This is a genomic window from Geobacter sp. DSM 9736, assembly GCF_900187405.1.
GTDB lineage: Bacteria > Desulfobacterota > Desulfuromonadia > Geobacterales > Geobacteraceae > DSM-9736.
On the sequence record NZ_LT896716.1, the window covers coordinates 418,685 to 437,483 of the forward strand.

Here is an 18,799-nt window from a genome sequence, read left to right on the forward strand (position 1 = left end):
CCGATGGAGAAACCCTCGGACAACAGCCGCAGTGGCCCGCCGTTGAAGCCGACGCGTTTCATCGATTCCGCGAACTGTGCCATCGAGGGCATCATTTACACTGCCAGAACCCAGAAGCATATGCGGAACCACTTCGTGTTCGCTCTGGTTGTGCTGTTGGCGGTGCTTTTCCTGAAGGTAACCGCGGTCGAGTTTACCCTTCTGGTACTGACAGTCTGCTTCGTACTCTTTGCCGAGCTTATGAACACGGCCATCGAGGTTGTGGTGGACATGATCTCTCCCGACTATCACCCCCTTGCAAAGACCGCCAAGGATGTCGCCGCAGGCAGTGTTCTGGTGGCCGCCGTCGGTGCAGGAGTGATGGGGTATCTGATCCTGTCCAAGTATATTTTTCCGCTGTACAAGGAGGGGCTCGGCATGATAGGTACCCCCACGGAGATGGGCGCGCTGGTGTCGCTCCTAATGGTGGTGATCGTAGTGGTCATACTCAAGGCCCTGTCGCACCGGGGGACACCTCTTGAAGGGGGGATGCCGAGCGGGCACGCGGCTGTCGCCTTTTCGATTGCGACGCTGGTTTCGGTCGCCACCCAGGAGCCCCTAATTTCCATCCTGACTACGGCGCTGGCAGCCATGGTGAGCCATTCCCGGTTGCTGCTGAACATACATTCGGTGCGGGAGGTTGTCCTGGGGGCGGTAACGGGGACGCTGATCACTCTGCTCGTGATGTTCCTGTTCAGGACCATGGCGTAATTTGCAGGCACATCTATTGTCAACTACACCACAGGAGGTGTAACGGGTTTGGACGACGGGCCAAGTAGGAAGAACCAGGGGTTGTGGGAACTTGTCAATCGCTTTGTTTCCGGGCGCAGAAAGATCACCGAAGAAGAGATCCACGAGCTGATGGATGCCGGGGAAGAAGAGGGATTGATCAACGAGGAAGAGAACGAGATGATCCGCGCCATCTTCACCCTGCGGGACACGGTGGTCCGGGAGATCATGGTGCCCCGCACCGATATGGCCTGCATCTCGGTTGACGCAACTGTGCGGGAAATCATCAGCCAGATTATCGGTTGCGGCCACTCCCGAATCCCGGTTTTCGACGGTACCGTGGACAATATCGTCGGGCTGGCGTATGCGAAGGATCTTCTGAAATACTGGGGAATGAACGATGCGGCAATCGTCCTCAGGAAGATCATGCGCCCTCCCTACTTTATCCCTGAGGCGAAGAACCTGGAGGAGCTGCTCCAGGAGTTCAGGAAAAAACGTGTTCACATAGCCATCGTCATCGATGAGTATGGTGGGACTTCGGGGCTCGTCACAATAGAGGATCTCCTGGAGCAGATCGTAGGGGACATTCAGGACGAGTACGACCTTGAAGAAGAGTGGCTCGTGGAGGAGCCGGAGGGGTCGGTGCTCGTTGACGCGCGGCTTCCCATCGAGGAGCTGGAAGAGTATTTCGATATTCAGATCGAGCGGGAAAAGTTCGACACGGTGGGGGGGCTAATCTTCCACCTGACCGGCAAAATCCCCAAGGCTGGCGAGGAAGTTTCCAATCATTCAATTGTGATGACGGTGCTTCAGGCAGACGAACGGAAGATCAGCAAGGTGCGGATAAGGCGGCTGGAGAGAAGGGAAGAAGGCGTACAGTAGTGGCCAAGCGCAGATTCAAAACACCGGGATCCAAGGGGATACAGCGTCGCGACTACCTGCTGGCCCTCCTGTCGGGGGTGCTGCTGGCCCTCTCTTTCCCGAAGCCGGGGTTGTCGCTTCTAGCGTGGTTCGCTTTTGTTCCGCTTCTGCTGGCCCTCGGCAGGAAGAGCCCCAAAGACGCCTTCAAGCTTGGTTTCACGACCGGCATGGCTGCGTATGCCGGGATTCTCTACTGGCTCAACATCGTCATGGTGACCTACGGCAAGCTCAACTGGGGTGTCAGCGGTTCGCTTTACCTGGTGCTGTCGGCGTATCTGGCCCTTTACGTCGGCATCGTCACCTGGGCGGTCGCTCGGGGCACTGCAGCGGGAATTTCGCCCTTCCTCTCCTTTCCGGTCTTCTGGGTTTCGATGGAGTATCTCCGCTCCTTTCTTCTTACCGGCTTTCCCTGGGCGAGCCTCGGGTATTCACAGTTCAAGACGCTGCCCCTGATACAGGTGGCGGACGTGACCGGCGTGTACGGGCTCAGCTTTCTCGTCGTAATGGGGAACGTCCTGCTCTACCTTATACTGAGAGCAGTGGCAGGAAGGGACAAGGCATCCTACCCGACCAGGGAAGCGGTCCTTTTTCTGCTACTGCTGGTCGTTACTCTCGGGTACGGTTTCAGCCGTCTCAACCGGCCCGATACAGGAAAGCCCATCAAGGTCTCGCTGATCCAGGGAAACATCGCCCAGGACGTGAAATGGAATCCGGCTTTTCAGGAAGAGACGGTGGCAATCTACGAGCGGCTCTCCCGGCGGCCGGAGACGGCGGGTAGTGATCTCGTCATATGGCCCGAAAGCGCTGCTCCTTTCTTCTTCCAGGACGATGCCAGGTATGCCGACCGGATAAGGAAGGTCGCAAGCGGCCTGAAGACTAACCTCGTTACCGGCAGCCCCGCCTACGACATGACTGCCGCTGGCCCCATGTATTTCAACAGTGCCTTTCTCATCGGCGCCGACGGACGGACCATGGGGCGCAGCGACAAGATACACCTCGTTCCTTTCGGGGAGTACGTTCCGATGGCCCGTCTGCTTCCGTTCGTAAACAAGCTGGTGACGGGGATAGGGGATTTTTCACCGGGTGCGGCGGCTGTACCTCTCGACATCGGCAAGGGGCGAATAGGCATCCTCATATGTTTCGAAGGGATATTCCCCGAGCTGGCACGAGAGTACGTCCGGGAGGGAAGCCGGGTGCTCGTCAACATTTCCAACGATGCCTGGTACAAACGCTCTTCGGCACCGCACCAGCACCTTTCCATGACGGTCTTCCGGGCGGTGGAGAACCGGGTGCCCCTGGTGCGCTCGACTAACACCGGAATCTCCGCTATCATCGACAGCAAGGGGCACATCCGCGGTATGACTCCTCTGTTCGAGGAGGCCGTTCTTGCAGGGGAAGTAAGGAGCGGCGAAGGCGGGTCGCTTTACACCGCCTATGGTGACTTCTTCGCCATAGCATGTCTCCTCCTGGGGGGCATCACACTGGTTACGGGCCTGGTAAGATTAAAAACACGATAAGGAGCAGCAATGTACCGTGAAGAAATAGCAACCATCGAAGCTCTTGCCGAGCGGATCGCCAAACTTCGGGGGTCTCTTTGACGTAGACAGGAAGCGGGAGGATATCCGGGAGCTTGAGGCAGCCATTGCCGCACCCGGTTTCTGGGACGACCAGGAACGTGCGCAGAAGGTACTCAAGGAGCGGACGGCCATGGAGAAAACGGTCGAAATATGGGACCGGCTCCAGCGGCAGGCGGACGATATCCGGGTGCTCATCGAACTAGGCGCGGAAGCGGAGGACGAGGCCACTCTCGCCGAAGTCCATCAGCTGAACGAAGAGCTCGAACAGAAGGTGGAGCAGGCTGAGTTTCAGAAGATGCTCTCCGGTCCCCATGACCGAAGCAACTGTTTCGTCTCCATCAACGCCGGGGCAGGGGGTACCGAATCCCAGGACTGGGCGGAAATGCTCCTGCGGATGTACCTCCGCTACTGCGAGCGGAAGGGATGGAAGACCGATATTACCGACTATCAGGCAGGTGACGAGGCGGGGGTCAAGGGTGTCACCTTCGCGGTGTCGGGGGAGTGCAGCTACGGATATCTAAAGGCCGAGGCGGGCATTCATCGTCTGGTGCGGATATCCCCTTTCGACAGCAATGCCAGGCGCCACACTTCTTTCGCTTCGGTCTTCGTATTTCCCGAGATAGAAGACGACATCGAGGTGAAGATCAACGAGTCGGAACTGCGGGTCGATACGTACCGGTCCAGCGGGGCCGGCGGCCAGCACGTCAACACCACCGACTCGGCGATCCGCATCACACATCTTCCAACCGGTATAGTCGTCGCTTGTCAGACCGAGCGGAGCCAGCATCTGAACAAGGCCACGGCGATGCGTGTTCTGCGGGCGAAACTCTATGAGCGTGAACTTGAGGAGCGGGAAGCGAAGGCGGCCGAAATCAGCGGCGAGAAGAAGGAGATCGGCTGGGGGAGCCAGATACGCTCCTATGTACTCCATCCTTACAAGATGGTGAAGGATCTGCGGACCGGAGTTGAGACGGGAAACCCCGATGGCGTGCTCGACGGCGATCTGGAAGATTTCATTGTGGCTTATCTGATGGGGGTCCGCCGCGAAGTTCAGGATGTCTAGCCTATTAATGCTTTGATTCGATGTTTTACGCATTGAGCTGAACCGGGTAAAAAGAGGATTATGATGCACCGCAGTACCATTCTTCTTCTGTCGCTCCTCATCCTCCTTTCCACCGCCGCTGCCGGTTGTGCGGCTCATCTGAAGGAAACGAAGGGGGTTTCGCGGCTAGGATACTCCATTCAGGTGGGGGCATTTTCCGATGTAAAGAATGCGGAGCGTCTCACGGCGCGGCTTCAGGAGAAGGGGATCGACGCTTTCTACTTCAAGCGGGACAGCCGCATCTACGCGGTACGTTTCGGCGACTATCCGACTTGGGACGCAGCGAAGAAGCACGCTAAAAAGCTCGTCTCAGACAAGATGATCGACTCCTACTTTATCGCTTCCCCTCAAAGCGAATTCATCGAGAAGGGTAAAAAAACCGAGCTGAAGAAGTATTCCTCTCCGGTGCCCCGTCCCAAACCTACGAGTGACATGGGGGGAATCGCCGCTCGCACTGCAGAACGCTTTGTCGGCATCCCTTACCGGTGGGGGGGGAACAACGTGGTGGACGGCATGGATTGCAGTGGTTTTGTTCGTGCGGTCTACAACTTGTGCGGGGTCAACATCCCGCGTACGTCACGGGAGCAGTTCGGCACCGGTGAAAACATCGACAGAGACGATCTGAAGGATGGCGACCTCGTCTTCTTCGGTGCCTCTCGAGACGAGATCAATCATGTCGGCATCTATGTCGGCAACCGTCGCTTCGTCCACGCGCCCCGGCGTGGTGCTGACATCAAGATTTCTTCCCTCGACGAGGAATATTTCGTCAAGAAATTCATCGGCGGCAAACGCTACTTCTAATTTTCAGTATCAATTACCTACAGAGGAAATCATCATGGCATTGATTAAACCGTTCCGGGCGCTGCGGCCGGCGTCCGATCTGGCCGAACGTGTGGCTGCGCTTCCGTATGACGTCATGAACGTGGAGGAAGCCCAAATGATGGCGGCAGGGAATCCCTACAGCTTCCTCCACATATCACGGCCGGAGATCGATCTGCCTTCAGAGGTCGATGTCCATTCGGAGCCCGTGTATGTGAAGGGGCACGAAAACCTTATGCACTTCATGAAAAACCGTGTTCTCATCCAGGATCAGCATGACTGCTACTACGTCTATCGGCAGAAAATGGGAGAAATCGTTCAGACAGGTCTCGTCGCCTGCGCCAGCGTTGACGACTACCAGTCGGGCGTGATTAAAAAACATGAGCTCACACGTGCCGACAAGGAAGAGGACCGCGTCATGCACATAGACCGGCTCGATGCCAACGATGAGCCGGTCTTTTACACCTATCGCCACGATGCACGAATAGCAGCTCTGGTAGCTGAAGTGACGCGGGGAGAGGCCGTTTACGATTTTACCACCGATGACGGCGTCGAGCATGCCCTGTGGGTGATCGACAAGACTGACGCTATTGCCGACCTTACGGCTCTCTTCGCAGCCATTCCGGTACTCTATGTCGCAGATGGCCATCATCGGAGTGCGGCCGCGAGCCGGGTTCGCGACCTTCGCATGAAGGCGAATCCGCACCATACAGGGGGGGAGGAATACAACTTCTTCCTTACGGTCATTTTTCCGGATGACGAGATGAACATCATGCCGTACAACCGTGCCGTGAAGGACCTGAACGGCCTCAGTCCGGAGCAGTTCATTGCCGGCGTCTCCGAGCAGTTCGAAATCGCACCTGTCGCTGGCCCGTTCCAGCCGGAGCGCACTCATCAATTCTGCATGGTCATGAATGGGAAATGGTTCGAACTCCGTGCACGTCAGGGATCGTTCAATCCCGATGATGCAGTATCGAGGCTGGATGTATCAATTCTCCAGAACAATCTTCTGAGTCCGATTCTTGGAATTCATAATCCCCGTACAGATCAGCGGATCCATTTTGTCGGCGGCATCCGGGGGCTTGCAGAGCTTGAGCGCCTTGTTGCCGGTGGTGAATACCAGGTCGCCTTCGCCCTCCATCCCACCTCGCTGGATGAATTGATGGCTCTGGCGGACGAAGGAAAAATCATGCCCCCTAAATCAACCTGGTTCGAACCGAAGTTGCGAAGCGGGCTGTTCGTCCACCTTCTTTCGTAGATACGTAAAAAATTCTAAAGAAACGAATAAGCAGTTCGATACATGCAAGTACGCAAACGGAAACGCTCCGAAAATTCATAATCAACAGCAGGAGGTTGCAGTGAGAGGTGTAGAAAAGTTGATTGTAGTTCTTCTTCTGATCGCAGGGATCATCATCCCGGCATGTGCACAGAAGGAGCAGAAGCCTGCAGGCGATAATGCGAAACAGCCCGCAGCCGCCGCACAGGCGGCCGTAAAGACTCCGTCGGGGCTGTCCTATGTTGATCTGGTCACCGGTACTGGAGCGGCCCCAACACCCGGCAAGCAGGTAAAGGTCCACTACACCGGGTGGCTTGAGGACGGCACCAAGTTCGACAGTTCGCTCGATTCAGGGCAGCCCTTCGTGTTCACACTGGGTGTGGGACAGGTGATTCCGGGATGGGACGAAGGGGTCCAAACCATGAAGACCGGCGGCAAGCGGAAGCTGATCGTGCCTCCTCAGCTCGGGTATGGTGCGGCCGGGGCCGGTGGCGTTATTCCTCCCAATGCGACCCTTATTTTCGAAGTGGAGCTTCTCGAAGTGCAGAACTGACACCTGTGGAGTGTGAGGCGGAGGTTGCAGCATGCAGCGAAAAGCATCGATAAGTATCCTCCTTCTCACACTCTTCCTACCAGGCCTTTGCAGTTTCCCTTCCTCAGTGGTGGCCGGGACCACCGGAACCACCTTCTATCTTGACGCTGCAATCATAGAGTTCGACGCGGTTGCCACCGCTAGAACCATTGACCTTCTGCTTCCTGCAGGGGTGAAGCCCGGTTCGCTCCGTCTCAAACCGGCTGGCCGGCAGGTGATTGAGATGGTGGAATTTCTTCCAATGCCTCGCAGCAAGGAACGGGAGCAAGAAGCTGCGCGGCTGTCGGAGCGCCGGGGGCACCTGTCGGACCGCCTGAAAGCGCTGGAGGCAAGGGAAGAGATCTTCCGCTCAGCCGCGAAGTCCCAGAGCGGGAAGGCGCCCCGCAAGACGAAGGGGAACCCCGAGCCGCTGGCCACCATCCGTCAAGGCACGGAATTCGCCATAGCCCAGCTGGAAGAGGTCTATCGGGCGCGTCGCAAGGCTGAGACGGAGCTGAAGGGGGTGGAGGCGCAGCTGGCCCGGCTCGGAGGAGAGGCGGAGAAAAAGGGGCAACGCGTCCGGATCAGGCTCTCCGGTAAAGGTGGCAAGATCAGGGGGAGCTACATACGTACCGACCTTGCCTGGACTCCCCGCTACGATTTCCGCCTTTCGGGAAATGGAAACGCCGATGTTGCCGTCCGGGCGACTCTTCCCGATTTCAAGGACACCGGCAGCTGGACCGTGGTACCCGCCACCATTTCGGATTCAGCATCTACCTCTTTTCCAGTGATCTCTCCGGATCGCCCCGTGGCAGCCTATCTGCTTCCGGTCGAAAAGGAAGCTTATCTGCCCGGAGCCCGTTCCCATCTTTCCTTTACCGTCACCAATACCGGGCAGACCGGGTTCCCTCCCGGCGAGGCGACGTGCTATCGGCAGGGTGAGTATGTTGGTACTCTCTCCTTCCCCGGTCTTCTTCCTGGTGAGAGCAGCACGATTTCAGCTGGAAGGTGAAGAAGCCACCTCGCTAACCTTGCCCCCTCCCTTGACTTTTCCACGTTTCTGTAGTTGAATCCAACGCCGGAACAGAATCCATAGCCTGAGGATCAATATGTTATCGTTCAAGTTCACGTGGCTTCGCCACGCTTCTCTTTTCGTGCCCCTCCTCGTCGCAGGGTGCGGCGGCAGCACGCAGGAAACAGTCGCGTTCAGCACCAGGACTCCCGCGTTCTATTATGCCCACGCGGCAGCAGTTAAAGATGGAACTGTGTATTCCTGGGGGTACAATGCCAACGGCCAGCTCGGGGCGGGCGGCACCAGTGGGAACACGCGGTATCTTGTCGATCCTGTTACTGTTGCGAGCAATGTACCGCCCCTTGAAGGGGTGACGGACGTTGCTGTGGGCGGGTCCCATACGCTGGCTTTCCGGAATGTGAGCGGGGCCACTATGTGGGCATGGGGCAATAACGGCTACGGGCAGGTGGGTACCGGGGACACTAATGTGCAGACGAGCGCCATGACCGTGAAGCGGGAGGGTGGTGCGGAGCTGATCAGTGTGAAGGGGGTGGCCGCCGGTACCGATTTCAGTCTTGCAGTGCGGTGGGACGGAACGGTGTGGTCCTGGGGGTCCAACAACTATGGGCAGCTAGGTGATAGCGGCTCTGAGAGAGCTCTTGCGAAGCCCATCAATGGTTTGAGCGGCATCCAGCAGGTCGCAGCGGGGAGCTATCACGGACTTGCGCTTACCGCCGACGGTAAAGTCTTCGGGTGGGGGCGTAATGACTATGGGCAGCTGGGGGTGGGGAGCACGGGCAGCCCTGCGACAGAGACTGCTCCGGTAGCCATCGCCTTTCCCGACGGTATCGAGATTATCGCTATTGCCGCAGGTGGACTGAACAGCTACGCCATCGACAGTACCAACCGTGTCTGGGCATGGGGCTATAACCAGTTCGGGCAGGTTGGGAAACCAAAGTTAGAGGACCAGGAGCGGCAGCCGACTCCCCAACGGGTTCCCGGACTCCCCGGTATCGTACAGATATCGGCCGGCCTCGATCACTGTCTGGCCCTGGGAGCAGACGGAACGGTCTGGGGCTGGGGATATAACGGCTACGGGCAGATAGGCCGTGCTGAAGTGCCCTCTGTTCCCGATGATAAAGATTATCCCACCCCTCAACTGATAACAGGCATAGAGGGCGCGGTAGTGAAAATCCGCGCCGTCGGCCACTACAGCCTTGCTTTTACAGCCGACTCGGTCTGGGCATGGGGCAGCAATGCCCAAGGCCAGCTGGCGCAGGGAGAAGGTGATAAAAAGCCTTCCGGCATCCCTCGCCGGGTTGGAGGGTTCTGAGGATGGGCGCAGAGAAAAGGCCGGATTTCGATCCGGCCTCTTTGTTTTTGCAGCGCCACGGGAAAAAGTGGATAGTGTCCTCGGCTGGTGCTTTTCTATAGCCGCTACTTGGCATGTGCAGGAACGGGCAGAGAGCGATATCTGAAGCTGTCATAACAACTTGCAGCCACCGGTAGCCGTCCCATCGGCATGAGCTACTTTACAAATTTCCGGTACGCCTCATGGGGGAACTCCACCTGCGGCTTCACCGGGAACCCCGACATTGCATCCCGCCCGGCCATGCCGATGGCGAGGACGTAGGTCCGTGAGTCACCGGGAGCGAGGCTTCTTGGACCCCACTGCAGCCCGAGGAAGCGGGTGTCGCTCGAGAGCGGTTTCTTTCGGTCGTCGAAATAGCCGGGGTTGTTGGAGAAGAAGGCGACGTCAGGTTTTTCCCCGAGCCACTCGATGAAGCTCGCCATGCGGGTGAAGTTATGGCTTTCGTTTATGAGGGGGTTGCCGTAATCGAATATGCCGGCATAGCTGTACTTGTCGGTATCGATGGAACCTTCGACATTGATGATGCTGTCCTGTAACCACCCTACGTCTCCCCTGGAAGTTCCGTAGTTACCCACCCATGGCTCGTCACCATAAACATACGAAAAATTGGCCTCCACTTTGCCGACGTTCCGTATTCTGGTAACGAGGGTAAAGTGAATGTCCCCCGCCGAAAACAGCGCGTAACGCTCCATGAGCAGAGTTGCATCCCCCAGTTTCACCTCGTGATTACTCATGATGGCGACCTTTTCATCAGTCGCGGACAGGATCCGGCTTCCCAGGAATTTCATCCGTGAAGGGGGGACGTTGAGCGGTTGCGGCCCATCGGTCAGGATCGCCTCGTTAACGCTGCACCAGATGTGGTTCCAGCGTGCTCCGTCATAGAAGGACATGCCGGTGGCATTAGGTGCAGTACGTTTCGCCAGTCGCAGGGAGAAGGGGAGGTTTCCCCCGACGAACAGGCCGGATGGAGCCCGGCCCGAGCCTTCGATGAACCTGCTGAAGCAGGTGACAAGCTTGGTACCGTTGGGGTAGTGGTTTATGACGTAGCCGCGCCCTGTTTTCTCATTCCAGTTGCAGGAAAGGCTCATGGGGGGGGCGGAGCTGGATTGTGCCAGCTCCGAATCATGCGGTCTCAGAAAGAAAGAGAGGAGCAGCTTCTCCTGCTCTCCGTGGAACAGGTCGTCGGTTATCCTGAAGGAGGAAATTCCATCCCCTTTCAGGAGAAAGATTCCTTCGTAACCGTTCCGCAGTTCCACGTGATAGGCAGCAGCCCCTCCCAGTGCGAGAACAATTGCTACAGCAGCAAAGAGGTAGTTCTTTTTCAGAGCCGATATCCGGAGCTTCATATTCACTGATTTCTAAGAGGGATTCCGGGTCGGCGGTTGCAGGGGTGGCGTCTTGACCGTTGTGTCCGACGGTGGGAGTCAATTGCTCATTAAAATTACCGCGACCGCAGACGAATAGCCACATAATTTTTTTTCATCCCCCATTTTGATCCACAGTAAATGTGGGAGGTATTGCCCTCACCTGCTTGTCCTGACGAAGCTACGGCCTTGCAAGCCGCGCTGCGATGTCGGCGACATGCCGTCCCTGGAAACGTGCGGCGGCCAACTCGTTTTCGCTGGGCATGCGTTCGCCACGCCCACCGGCGATGGTGCTGGCGCCGTATGGTGAGCCGCCGGTAATCTCGTCTATCCTCATCTGCTGGGCGAACGAGTAGGGAAGGCCTACGATGACCATACCGAAATGGAGCAGATTGACGTGGAAGGTGAGGATGGTTGATTCCTGCCCCCCGTGCTGCGTTGCCGAGCTTGCGAAAACACTTGCCACCTTGCCGACAAGCGCTCCTTTCAGCCAGAGCTGTCCGGTCGCATCGAGGAACTGGCGCATCTGGCCGCACATGTTTCCGTACCGCGTCGGCGTTCCGAAGATGATGGCATCATAATCGACAAGCTCATCGACGGTGCAGATGGGTACGTGGGCAAACGCCTTCTGGGCCTCCACCGCTCCCATCAGCTCCAGGACCTTCGGGGGGAGGGTTTCGGGGACACGCCTAAGTACCGCTTCCGCGTCGGCTATCTCCCGTACTCCTTCGGCAACTGCCTCAGCCATTCTGTGGATGTGTCCGTACAGCGAGTAGTATAGAACCAGAGCTTTCATGACTTCCTCCTCTGCGTCATAGATTCAGGAAGCTTAGCGTATCGTGACGCTTTCGCAAGAGTCCAGGGCATTTAGCGGCTTCCCCTTTTTCGGTTCAAGTTCTCTAACCGCTCGTCGATAAGCTTGCAAAAGACGAAGGAGCAGAATCATGAGGGAGAAGATCACGACATACGATTTCGGAACCGGGAGCAAAATGGCTCTTGCTATCACCGGTTTTATTCTTTGGTGGACACTGGGCGGACATCTGACTGAGTCGAGACTTGTTGCCGCCGGCTACGTGGTTTTGCTCATGACTGCGCTCTACTTTGTCCTGCGTCAGATGGAGCGTGCTTCCGCTCTGAGGCTCGTCGAGAAGAATTGGTCTCTGGCTGGGGAAAAGGTCGATCTCAACGAGACACTGTCCGTTCTGGAGGAGACATTCACTACTACGCTTCAATCGATAGCCGAAGCAGCAGACAACAACGACACGTACGCCAGTGGGCATAGTGCGCGTGTTGCTGACTTTTCTGTCAAGATCGGAAAAGCGATGGGACTTGCCGATGAGGAGCTGGAGTCTCTTCGGAAGGCGGCACTTTTCCACGATATCGGTAGAATATGGATTCCCGGCTATGTCCTCAGCAAGGAAGGCCCACTCAATGCTGAAGAACAATCCATGGTTCGAAAGCATCCTGTAATCGGTGCCGAACTCCTCGATTCCTCCCGGGCGCTCCCGAGCGAAACTGCAGCCGTTCTTCACCATCACGAACGCTTCGACGGTACAGGCTACCCCAACGGCCTCAAGGGACTGGCGATTCCTCTGGAGGCCCGGATACTGGCAGTGGCAGACGCATTCGATGCTATGACGTCGGATCGCCCTTACAGGAGCGCGCTGCTCATGCGTGACGCGCTCAACGAGCTTTACTCCAATGCCGGTACTCAATTCGACCCGCGTGTTGTAGAAGCCTTCATAAGTGTCCTCGACGACATTACCCAGGAAAATGACGTTGTACTCATGACTGACAAGCATTTCGGCGCGCGTCTTTACAGCACGATCGGAAATTGCTGAAACCGCTGCCGCTGTTAATCTGAAAGGGAAAGATCATCGAATACGGCAGGCATTTCCGCCTAAGCCGTATACAAAAACCTCCTAGAATTTTCGTTACTTGCCTTATTCACCCCCCTGTTTTTCCCCCCCCTTTTTGCTTGACTTACCCTGATGAACACGCTAATTTGTCGGTTTGGTAATCCGGCTGCGCAAGCAGCCCCCAGAAAGGGTGTATGGTGCAATGGAAGAGTTGAGCGAGTTGCTGCTCCAGAGAAGGCGGAAAGTCGATGCGCTGTGGGAAGCCGGAATCAACCCGTACCCCAACGATTTCAAGCCTGCGCATACTTCGGCCGACCTTCAGGCCGCTTACGGTGAAGTGCAGCAGATCGAGGAGAATCCGACCAGCTTCGTCGTCGCAGGAAGAATTCTCGCCCGCCGTTCGTTCGGCAAGGCTGCATTCATCCAGGTACAGGACCGGAAAGGGCGCATGCAGCTCTACGTCAAGAAGGATGCGGTCGGCCCCGACGTGTTCGAACAGTTTGAAACCTTCGACATAGGCGATATCATCGGTGCCGAAGGCTATCCGTTCCGCACCAAGACGGGAGAACTTTCACTTCATGTGACCAGCCTCAGGCTGCTTACCAAATCGCTACTGCCCTTGCCCGAAAAGTTTCACGGGCTGACCGATGTGGAGACCCGCTACAGGCAGCGCTACGTCGATCTTATCGTGAATCCGGAGGTGAGGGAAGTCTTCGCCAAGCGCTCCCGCATTGTAAATCTCATCCGGGAATTCATGACGGACAACGACTTCCTTGAAGTCGAAACGCCCATGATGCAGCAGATTCCCGGTGGAGCCACGGCGCGCCCCTTCGTGACCCATCATAACGCACTGGATATGGAGCTGTTTCTGCGGATTGCCCCGGAACTCTACCTGAAGCGGCTCGTAGTGGGCGGGTTCGAGAAGGTGTTCGAGATAAACCGTAATTTCCGCAACGAGGGAATTTCGGTTCGGCACAATCCGGAATTCACGATGATGGAGTTCTACCAGGCTTATGCTACCTTCGAAGACTTGATGAACTTTACTGAAGAACTCCTCTGCTATGTCTCAGAGCAGCTACTTGGAACGCTTGATATTGTGTATCAGGGCGAGGCGATTTCCCTTCAGCGTCCATGGCGGCGGCTGACCGTGCGGGAGGCGATTCTCGAGTATGGCGACATCGACTCGAAATCCCTGGACGATAGAGACCTTGCATATGCCTACGCCCAGAAGATAGGTCTCGACCTTCCCGGCGATGTAGGATATGGAAAACTGATAACCGAAATCTTCGAAGAGGTAGCCGAGCCGAAGCTTATTCAGCCTACGTTCATTACCGCCTATCCCACGGAAGTCTCTCCGCTCTCGCGTAGGAATGACCACGATCCCGAGATCGTCGACAGGTTTGAGTTTTTCTGCGCAGGACGTGAGATGGCAAATGCATTTTCCGAGCTAAACGATCCTCGCGACCAGAAGGAGCGTTTCCTCGCGCAGGTCGCGGCCAAGGCCAAGGGGGATGAAGAGGCTCACTACATGGATGAGGATTACATCCGTGCGCTTGAATACGGTATGCCTCCCACCGCCGGCGAGGGGATCGGAATCGATCGTCTGGTCATGCTGCTCACCGATTCGCCATCGATTCGCGACGTCATACTGTTTCCCCAGCTGCGAAAAGAGATAAAATAACGGTACTGGCAGCTTTATGCCTGCTGCGCCGGCCAGGGCGGCGGGAGTATCAATTCCAATATCACGGGACCTGAATGCCCTACGAACTCTTCATTGGCCTGCGTTATCTGAAAGCGAAGCGCAAGTCGACCTTCATTTCGATCATTACGGTCATTTCGACCGCGGGGGTGGCCCTCGGCGTCATGGCTCTCATCATCGTTCTGGCGGTGATGACAGGGTTTGAGGAGGACCTTAAGGATAAGATTCTCGGCACCAACGCCCACATCGTCGTTCTCAAGTCCACGGGGGGGATCGAAGGTTATGACGCACTCATGGGGAGGCTCAAGAAGATAGATGGTGTTGTTGCCGCGACCCCGTTCATCTATAACCAGGTTATGCTCTCCAGCGGGAAGAATGTCTCCGGTGTAGTTCTGCGCGGGGTGGATGTCGCCACCGATCCACTGGTTACGAACCTGAGCAAGTCACTGGTGGAGGGGAAGCTCCAGCAGCTGGAAAAGCCCGCGCAGGTACCTCTGGCAGGAAGCGAGCCTGCGCGTCCGGGTCTGATAATTGGTAAAGAGCTGGCAAAAAACCTGAACCTTTATACCGGCGACACCGTCAACGTCATCTCTCCCCTCGGAAACATCACGCCGCTAGGAATGGTGCCTAAGATGAAGCAGTTCCGCGTTGTCGGAATCTTCAATACCGGCATGTTCGAGTATGATTCGACCCTGGGGTATGTTTCGCTTCCGGAAGCGCAGGAGTTCCTGGGGCTGGGTGACACCGTCACCGGTATCCAGCTCAAGGTGTCCGATGTGTACGCGACGGGACGGATCGCGGCCCAGATCAACACCAAGATCGGTTTCCCCTATTTTGCCCGCGACTGGATGCAGATGAACAAGAACATCCTCTTCGCTCTCAAGACGGAAAAGCTAGTCATGTTCATCATCCTGACCCTGATCGTGCTCGTTGCAGCGTTCGGTATAGCATCAACCCTCTTTATGGTTGTGATGGAGAAGACCAAGGATATCGCCATACTCAAGTCTATGGGTGCCACCGGCACGAGCATCATGAAGATTTTCGTCATAGAGGGGCTGATCATAGGTATTTTCGGTACTCTCATCGGCGTGCTGGGGGGGCTGCTCGTTGCCACGAACCTGGAGCCTATCATTACCGTGGTTCAACACGTGACGGGTTTTGAGCTGTTCAGCAAGGATGTCTACTACCTTGACCATTTCCCTTCACGGGTCGTTCCCTCCGATGTGCTGCTCATTTCAGTCACTGCGGTTCTGATCTCGTTCCTGGCCACTCTCTACCCCTCCTGGCAGGCATCGCGGCTTTCCCCTGCGGAGGCTCTTAGATATGAATAGGCCGAGGTTTTTAGCAGCACCAACAGGTTCAGGCACAGGCTCGATCCTTAACCTCGGCCTTGAGCTGATCTCGGGTGTCGCCGTCTATGGCTGAGCTCCTCGATACAGTTGATCTGCGCAAGTCGTACGGATCCGGAGAAGGTAAGGTCGAAGTCCTCAAGGGAGTGACCCTTCAGGTTGAGGCAGGTGCCACTGTTGCCCTCGTCGGTGCTTCGGGAGCCGGGAAGAGCACGCTTCTCCACCTTCTCGGAGCCCTTGACCGCCCCAGTTCGGGCACCGTCAAGTTCCGGGGGGAAGACATTTTTCGCCAGAGCGATTCTGCTCTCGCGCTGTTCCGCAACAGGTCCATCGGTTTCGTGTTCCAGTTTCACCATCTCCTTCCCGAGTTCACCGCGCTCGAAAACTCGATGATGCCGCTGCTGATTTCAGGAATGAAGAGGGACGAGGCGGCAGTCATCGCTGAGGAGATGCTTTCCAACGTCGGATTGTCGCACCGCCTCACTCACAAGCCGGGGGAGCTTTCGGGAGGGGAGCAGCAGCGGGTGGCCATTGCCCGGTCACTGGTCCTGTCTCCGCAACTGCTCCTGGCCGACGAGCCGACCGGAAACCTGGACATGAAGACCAGTGAGGGTATTCACGACCTTCTGTCCGAGATTAACGGCAGGACTGGTATAACCATAATCATAGTAACCCATAACGAACTCCTGGCAGCCCGCATGGGAAGGACCATACGGCTCGTCGACGGCCGGCTGGACTAGAGGACAGGTGTGACATGAAGGTGAGGGTTTCTTGCTGAACAGACTGTTCCTCCTACTGCTTCTCTTGATACTCGCCATCCCCGCGGCTCATGCCGACGACGAGAGGGTCGTCGAAGTGCTCGTGAAGGGCAACCGGCGCATTGAGGCCGCCGCTATTGCAAATGTGCTGAAGACCACTGCCGGCAGCTATCTTTTTCCGGAGCAGGTGGACGAAGATGTCCGCGCCATCTTCCGGCTCGGCCATTTCCAGGACGTAAAGGCCGAGATCAGCCGGGGGGACAAAGGGACTGTCCTTACCTTCCTAGTCACCGAGAAGCCGGTCGTTCGTGAGATCCGCATTGAGGGAAACAAGGAAGTCTCTACGGAAAAAATCAGGGAAGTGCTGGAGATCAGGACCAATACCATCTACTCCCCCAATGATGTCGCTAAGAGCATCAAGAAGGTCAAGAAGCTCTATGCAGACGACGGTTACTACCTTGCGGAGATCGACACCCGCACGGAGAAGCGGTCCGCCAACGAGGTGAGGGTTCTGCTGACTGTAAAGGAGGGGGACAAGGTCCTCATCCGGAAGATACTCTTCGAGGGAAACAGGGCCTTTTCCGATCGCAAGCTGAAGAAGGTTATGGAAACCAACGAGAAAGGCTGGTTTTCATGGCTTACCAGTTCGGGTACCTATAAGGAAGAAGTACTGAAAAACGACGCGAACCTGATTGCCGACCTCTACTACAACAACGGGTATGTCAACGTGAAGGTGGGCGAGCCGGTCGTGACGGTAATGCCCGACAAGCGGGGCCTTGAAGTCCGCATCGGCATCACCGAGGGTGAGCAGTTCAGTGTAGGCGCTCTCGGCTTCAAGGGTGACCTTCTCGAATCCGAAGCAGAACTGGCCAAGCAACTGAAGCTTAAGACGGGGGAGATATTCAGCAGGGGAACGCTCCGTGGCGATGTATTTACCCTTACCGATATCTACGCCGACAAAGGCTACGCATTCGCCAACATAACGCCACTTTCCAAAGCCGATGCAGAGCGCAAGATCATCGACGTGACCTTCGACCTGGAGAAGGGGGAGAAGGTCTACATAGACCGCATTAACATCGGCGGCAACGTCAAGACCAGGGACAAGGTCATTCGCCGCGAGATAAAACTGGCCGAAGGGGAACTTTACAGTGCTACGGCACTTAAACGAAGCAAGCAGAACCTGATGAACCTCGGGTTCTTCGAGGAGGCGAATCTAGCCACCGCCCGGGGACGTGCCGACAACAAGCTGAATCTGAACGTCGACGTGAAGGAGAAGCCGACGGGAACCTTCAGTATCGGAGGCGGCTACAGCTCTCTCGACGGCATAATCGGCCAGGGTTCGATCCAGCAGGCGAACTTCCTCGGCCTCGGCCTCAAGCTCAACGCTGCCGCCTCCATCGGTGGGAAATCCCAGACATACAACCTCGGCCTGACCGATCCCTACTTCCTCGATACCCGCTGGACACTCGGGGCGGACCTTTACCGTACCGAACGGGATTACCTCGACTTCACCCGCCGCGTCACCGGCGGCGACATAAAGGCCGGCTATCCCCTTTCCGATACGGTCAGCACCTTCTGGGTCTATAAATTCGAGGACAAGAAGGTGTACAATCTATCGGCCGCTCTCGAAAACAACATACTGACGGGGCAGGCACAACCGGTCGAGACTTCAGCCACCACGAGTTCCGTCACCGGCAGCATCACGCGTAATACGACCGACTACAGGCTCGATCCTTCTAGAGGGATGGTGAACAACCTGTCGGTCGAGGTGGCCGGGCTGGGAGGTACGAGCCGCTATGCCCGCTACATCGGCAATACTACCGTTTTCTTCCCTGCGTGGTGGGGCACGGTGTTTTCGCTTCGCGGTGAGGTCGGGCACATTCAGGGGATCGGAAAGCAGGTGCCCATCGACGAAAAGTTCTTCCTGGGGGGCATCAACACAATCCGCGGCTATGCTGGAAGGACCGTCAGTCCGGTAAACACCAACCGCCCGTTCTTGCCCGTCGATTCATCAGGTGAAGCTGCAAGGTCCCTTAACGAGGTATATCTGGGGGGGGACACGGAAGCATTTTTCAATGCCGAGTACCAGTTTCCCCTCATCAAGGATGCAGGGCTGAAAGGCGTTCTCTTCTTCGATACGGGGAACTCCTTCGACAGCAAAGCAGCCGTCTTTGACCGATTCCTTTCGAGCTACGGTTTCGGGATCAGGTGGTTTTCTCCCATGGGGCCGCTGCGTCTGGAGTACGGCATACCGCTTAACCCCCGCGCCGAGATCGACCAGTCGGGGGGAAGGCTCGAATTTTCCATCGGCGGCTTTTTCTGACACGCAGTATAAACGCAAGAAGACAAACT

General features: G+C 56.6%; 16 protein-coding genes. 14 read left to right on the top strand and 2 right to left on the bottom strand.

Translation table 11 applies throughout. The annotated features are described in order from the left end of the window. Nucleotides 1-3 precede the first annotated feature (3 nt). The 9 genes from CFB04_RS01890 (at nt 4) to CFB04_RS01930 (ending at nt 9,379) form a co-directional block, all read left to right on the top strand. A complete protein-coding gene (locus CFB04_RS01890) occupies nt 4-750 on the top strand; it encodes a diacylglycerol kinase (protein ID WP_088533694.1) in 747 nt (248 codons plus the stop codon). Between the two features lie 48 nt (nt 751-798). Then, nucleotides 799-1,650 (top strand): hemolysin family protein, encoded by an 852-nt coding sequence (locus CFB04_RS01895; protein ID WP_088533695.1) that lies wholly within the window; start codon nt 799-801, stop codon nt 1,648-1,650. Beyond that, nucleotides 1,650-3,206: an apolipoprotein N-acyltransferase gene (gene lnt, locus CFB04_RS01900; protein WP_088533696.1), complete on the top strand. Its 1,557-nt coding sequence runs from the start codon at nt 1,650-1,652 to the stop codon at nt 3,204-3,206. The genes CFB04_RS01895 and lnt overlap by 1 nt, the downstream gene beginning before the upstream one ends. A 9-nt stretch (nt 3,207-3,215) precedes the next feature. Further along, nucleotides 3,216-4,329 (top strand): peptide chain release factor 2 gene (prfB, locus tag CFB04_RS01905; RefSeq protein ID WP_157698689.1). Its coding sequence is split into 2 segments (ribosomal slippage): nt 3,216-3,284 and nt 3,286-4,329, totalling 1,113 coding nucleotides; the frame shifts between segments, so codons are not numbered across the junction. Nucleotides 4,330-4,392: 63 nt separating this feature from the next. Beyond that, the gene (locus tag CFB04_RS01910) at nt 4,393-5,169 is read left to right on the top strand and encodes a C40 family peptidase (protein ID WP_231934513.1); all 777 of its coding nucleotides are present in this window, start codon (nt 4,393-4,395) and stop codon (nt 5,167-5,169) included. Between the two features lie 34 nt (nt 5,170-5,203). Beyond that, nucleotides 5,204-6,445, top strand: a complete 1,242-nt coding sequence (locus tag CFB04_RS01915; RefSeq protein ID WP_088533698.1) for a DUF1015 domain-containing protein — start codon at nt 5,204-5,206, stop codon at nt 6,443-6,445. A gap of 100 nt (nt 6,446-6,545) precedes the next feature. After that, complete coding sequence (locus CFB04_RS01920; RefSeq protein WP_088533699.1) at nt 6,546-7,016, top strand: FKBP-type peptidyl-prolyl cis-trans isomerase; 471 nt, start codon at nt 6,546-6,548, stop codon at nt 7,014-7,016. A gap of 31 nt (nt 7,017-7,047) precedes the next feature. After that, a complete protein-coding gene (locus CFB04_RS01925; RefSeq protein WP_088533700.1) occupies nt 7,048-8,046 on the top strand; it encodes a hypothetical protein in 999 nt (332 codons plus the stop codon). 97 nt (nt 8,047-8,143) lie between these two features. Beyond that, nucleotides 8,144-9,379: a hypothetical protein gene (locus tag CFB04_RS01930; protein ID WP_088533701.1), complete on the top strand. Its 1,236-nt coding sequence runs from the start codon at nt 8,144-8,146 to the stop codon at nt 9,377-9,379. 194 nt (nt 9,380-9,573) lie between these two features. Here CFB04_RS01930 and CFB04_RS01935 read toward each other — a convergent pair whose 3' ends face one another. Together CFB04_RS01935 and wrbA are read right to left on the bottom strand one after the other, a co-directional pair. After that, the gene (locus tag CFB04_RS01935; RefSeq protein WP_088533702.1) at nt 9,574-10,764 is read right to left on the bottom strand and encodes a hypothetical protein; all 1,191 of its coding nucleotides are present in this window, start codon (nt 10,762-10,764) and stop codon (nt 9,574-9,576) included. A 199-nt stretch (nt 10,765-10,963) separates the two neighbouring features. Further along, on the bottom strand, nt 10,964-11,578 hold the full coding sequence (gene wrbA, locus CFB04_RS01940; protein ID WP_088533703.1) for an NAD(P)H:quinone oxidoreductase: 615 nt from the start codon (nt 11,576-11,578) through the stop codon (nt 10,964-10,966). A gap of 148 nt (nt 11,579-11,726) precedes the next feature. Here wrbA and CFB04_RS01945 point away from each other — a divergent pair, with 148 nt between their 5' ends. The 5 genes from CFB04_RS01945 to bamA all read left to right on the top strand — a co-directional run bounded on the left by CFB04_RS01945 (nt 11,727) and on the right by bamA (nt 18,770). Further along, on the top strand, nt 11,727-12,623 hold the full coding sequence (locus CFB04_RS01945) for an HD-GYP domain-containing protein (RefSeq protein ID WP_088533704.1): 897 nt from the start codon (nt 11,727-11,729) through the stop codon (nt 12,621-12,623). A gap of 220 nt (nt 12,624-12,843) precedes the next feature. Further along, entirely contained in the window at nt 12,844-14,322 is a 1,479-nt protein-coding gene (lysS, locus tag CFB04_RS01950; protein ID WP_088533705.1) for a lysine--tRNA ligase, read from the top strand. Between the two features lie 74 nt (nt 14,323-14,396). Further along, the gene (locus tag CFB04_RS01955; RefSeq protein ID WP_088533706.1) at nt 14,397-15,671 is read left to right on the top strand and encodes a lipoprotein-releasing ABC transporter permease subunit; all 1,275 of its coding nucleotides are present in this window, start codon (nt 14,397-14,399) and stop codon (nt 15,669-15,671) included. A gap of 86 nt (nt 15,672-15,757) precedes the next feature. After that, a complete protein-coding gene (locus CFB04_RS01960; protein WP_088533707.1) occupies nt 15,758-16,429 on the top strand; it encodes an ABC transporter ATP-binding protein in 672 nt (223 codons plus the stop codon). A 31-nt stretch (nt 16,430-16,460) separates the two neighbouring features. Continuing rightward, nucleotides 16,461-18,770: an outer membrane protein assembly factor BamA gene (gene bamA / locus CFB04_RS01965; protein WP_088533708.1), complete on the top strand. Its 2,310-nt coding sequence runs from the start codon at nt 16,461-16,463 to the stop codon at nt 18,768-18,770. Nucleotides 18,771-18,799: the final 29 nt, after the last annotated feature.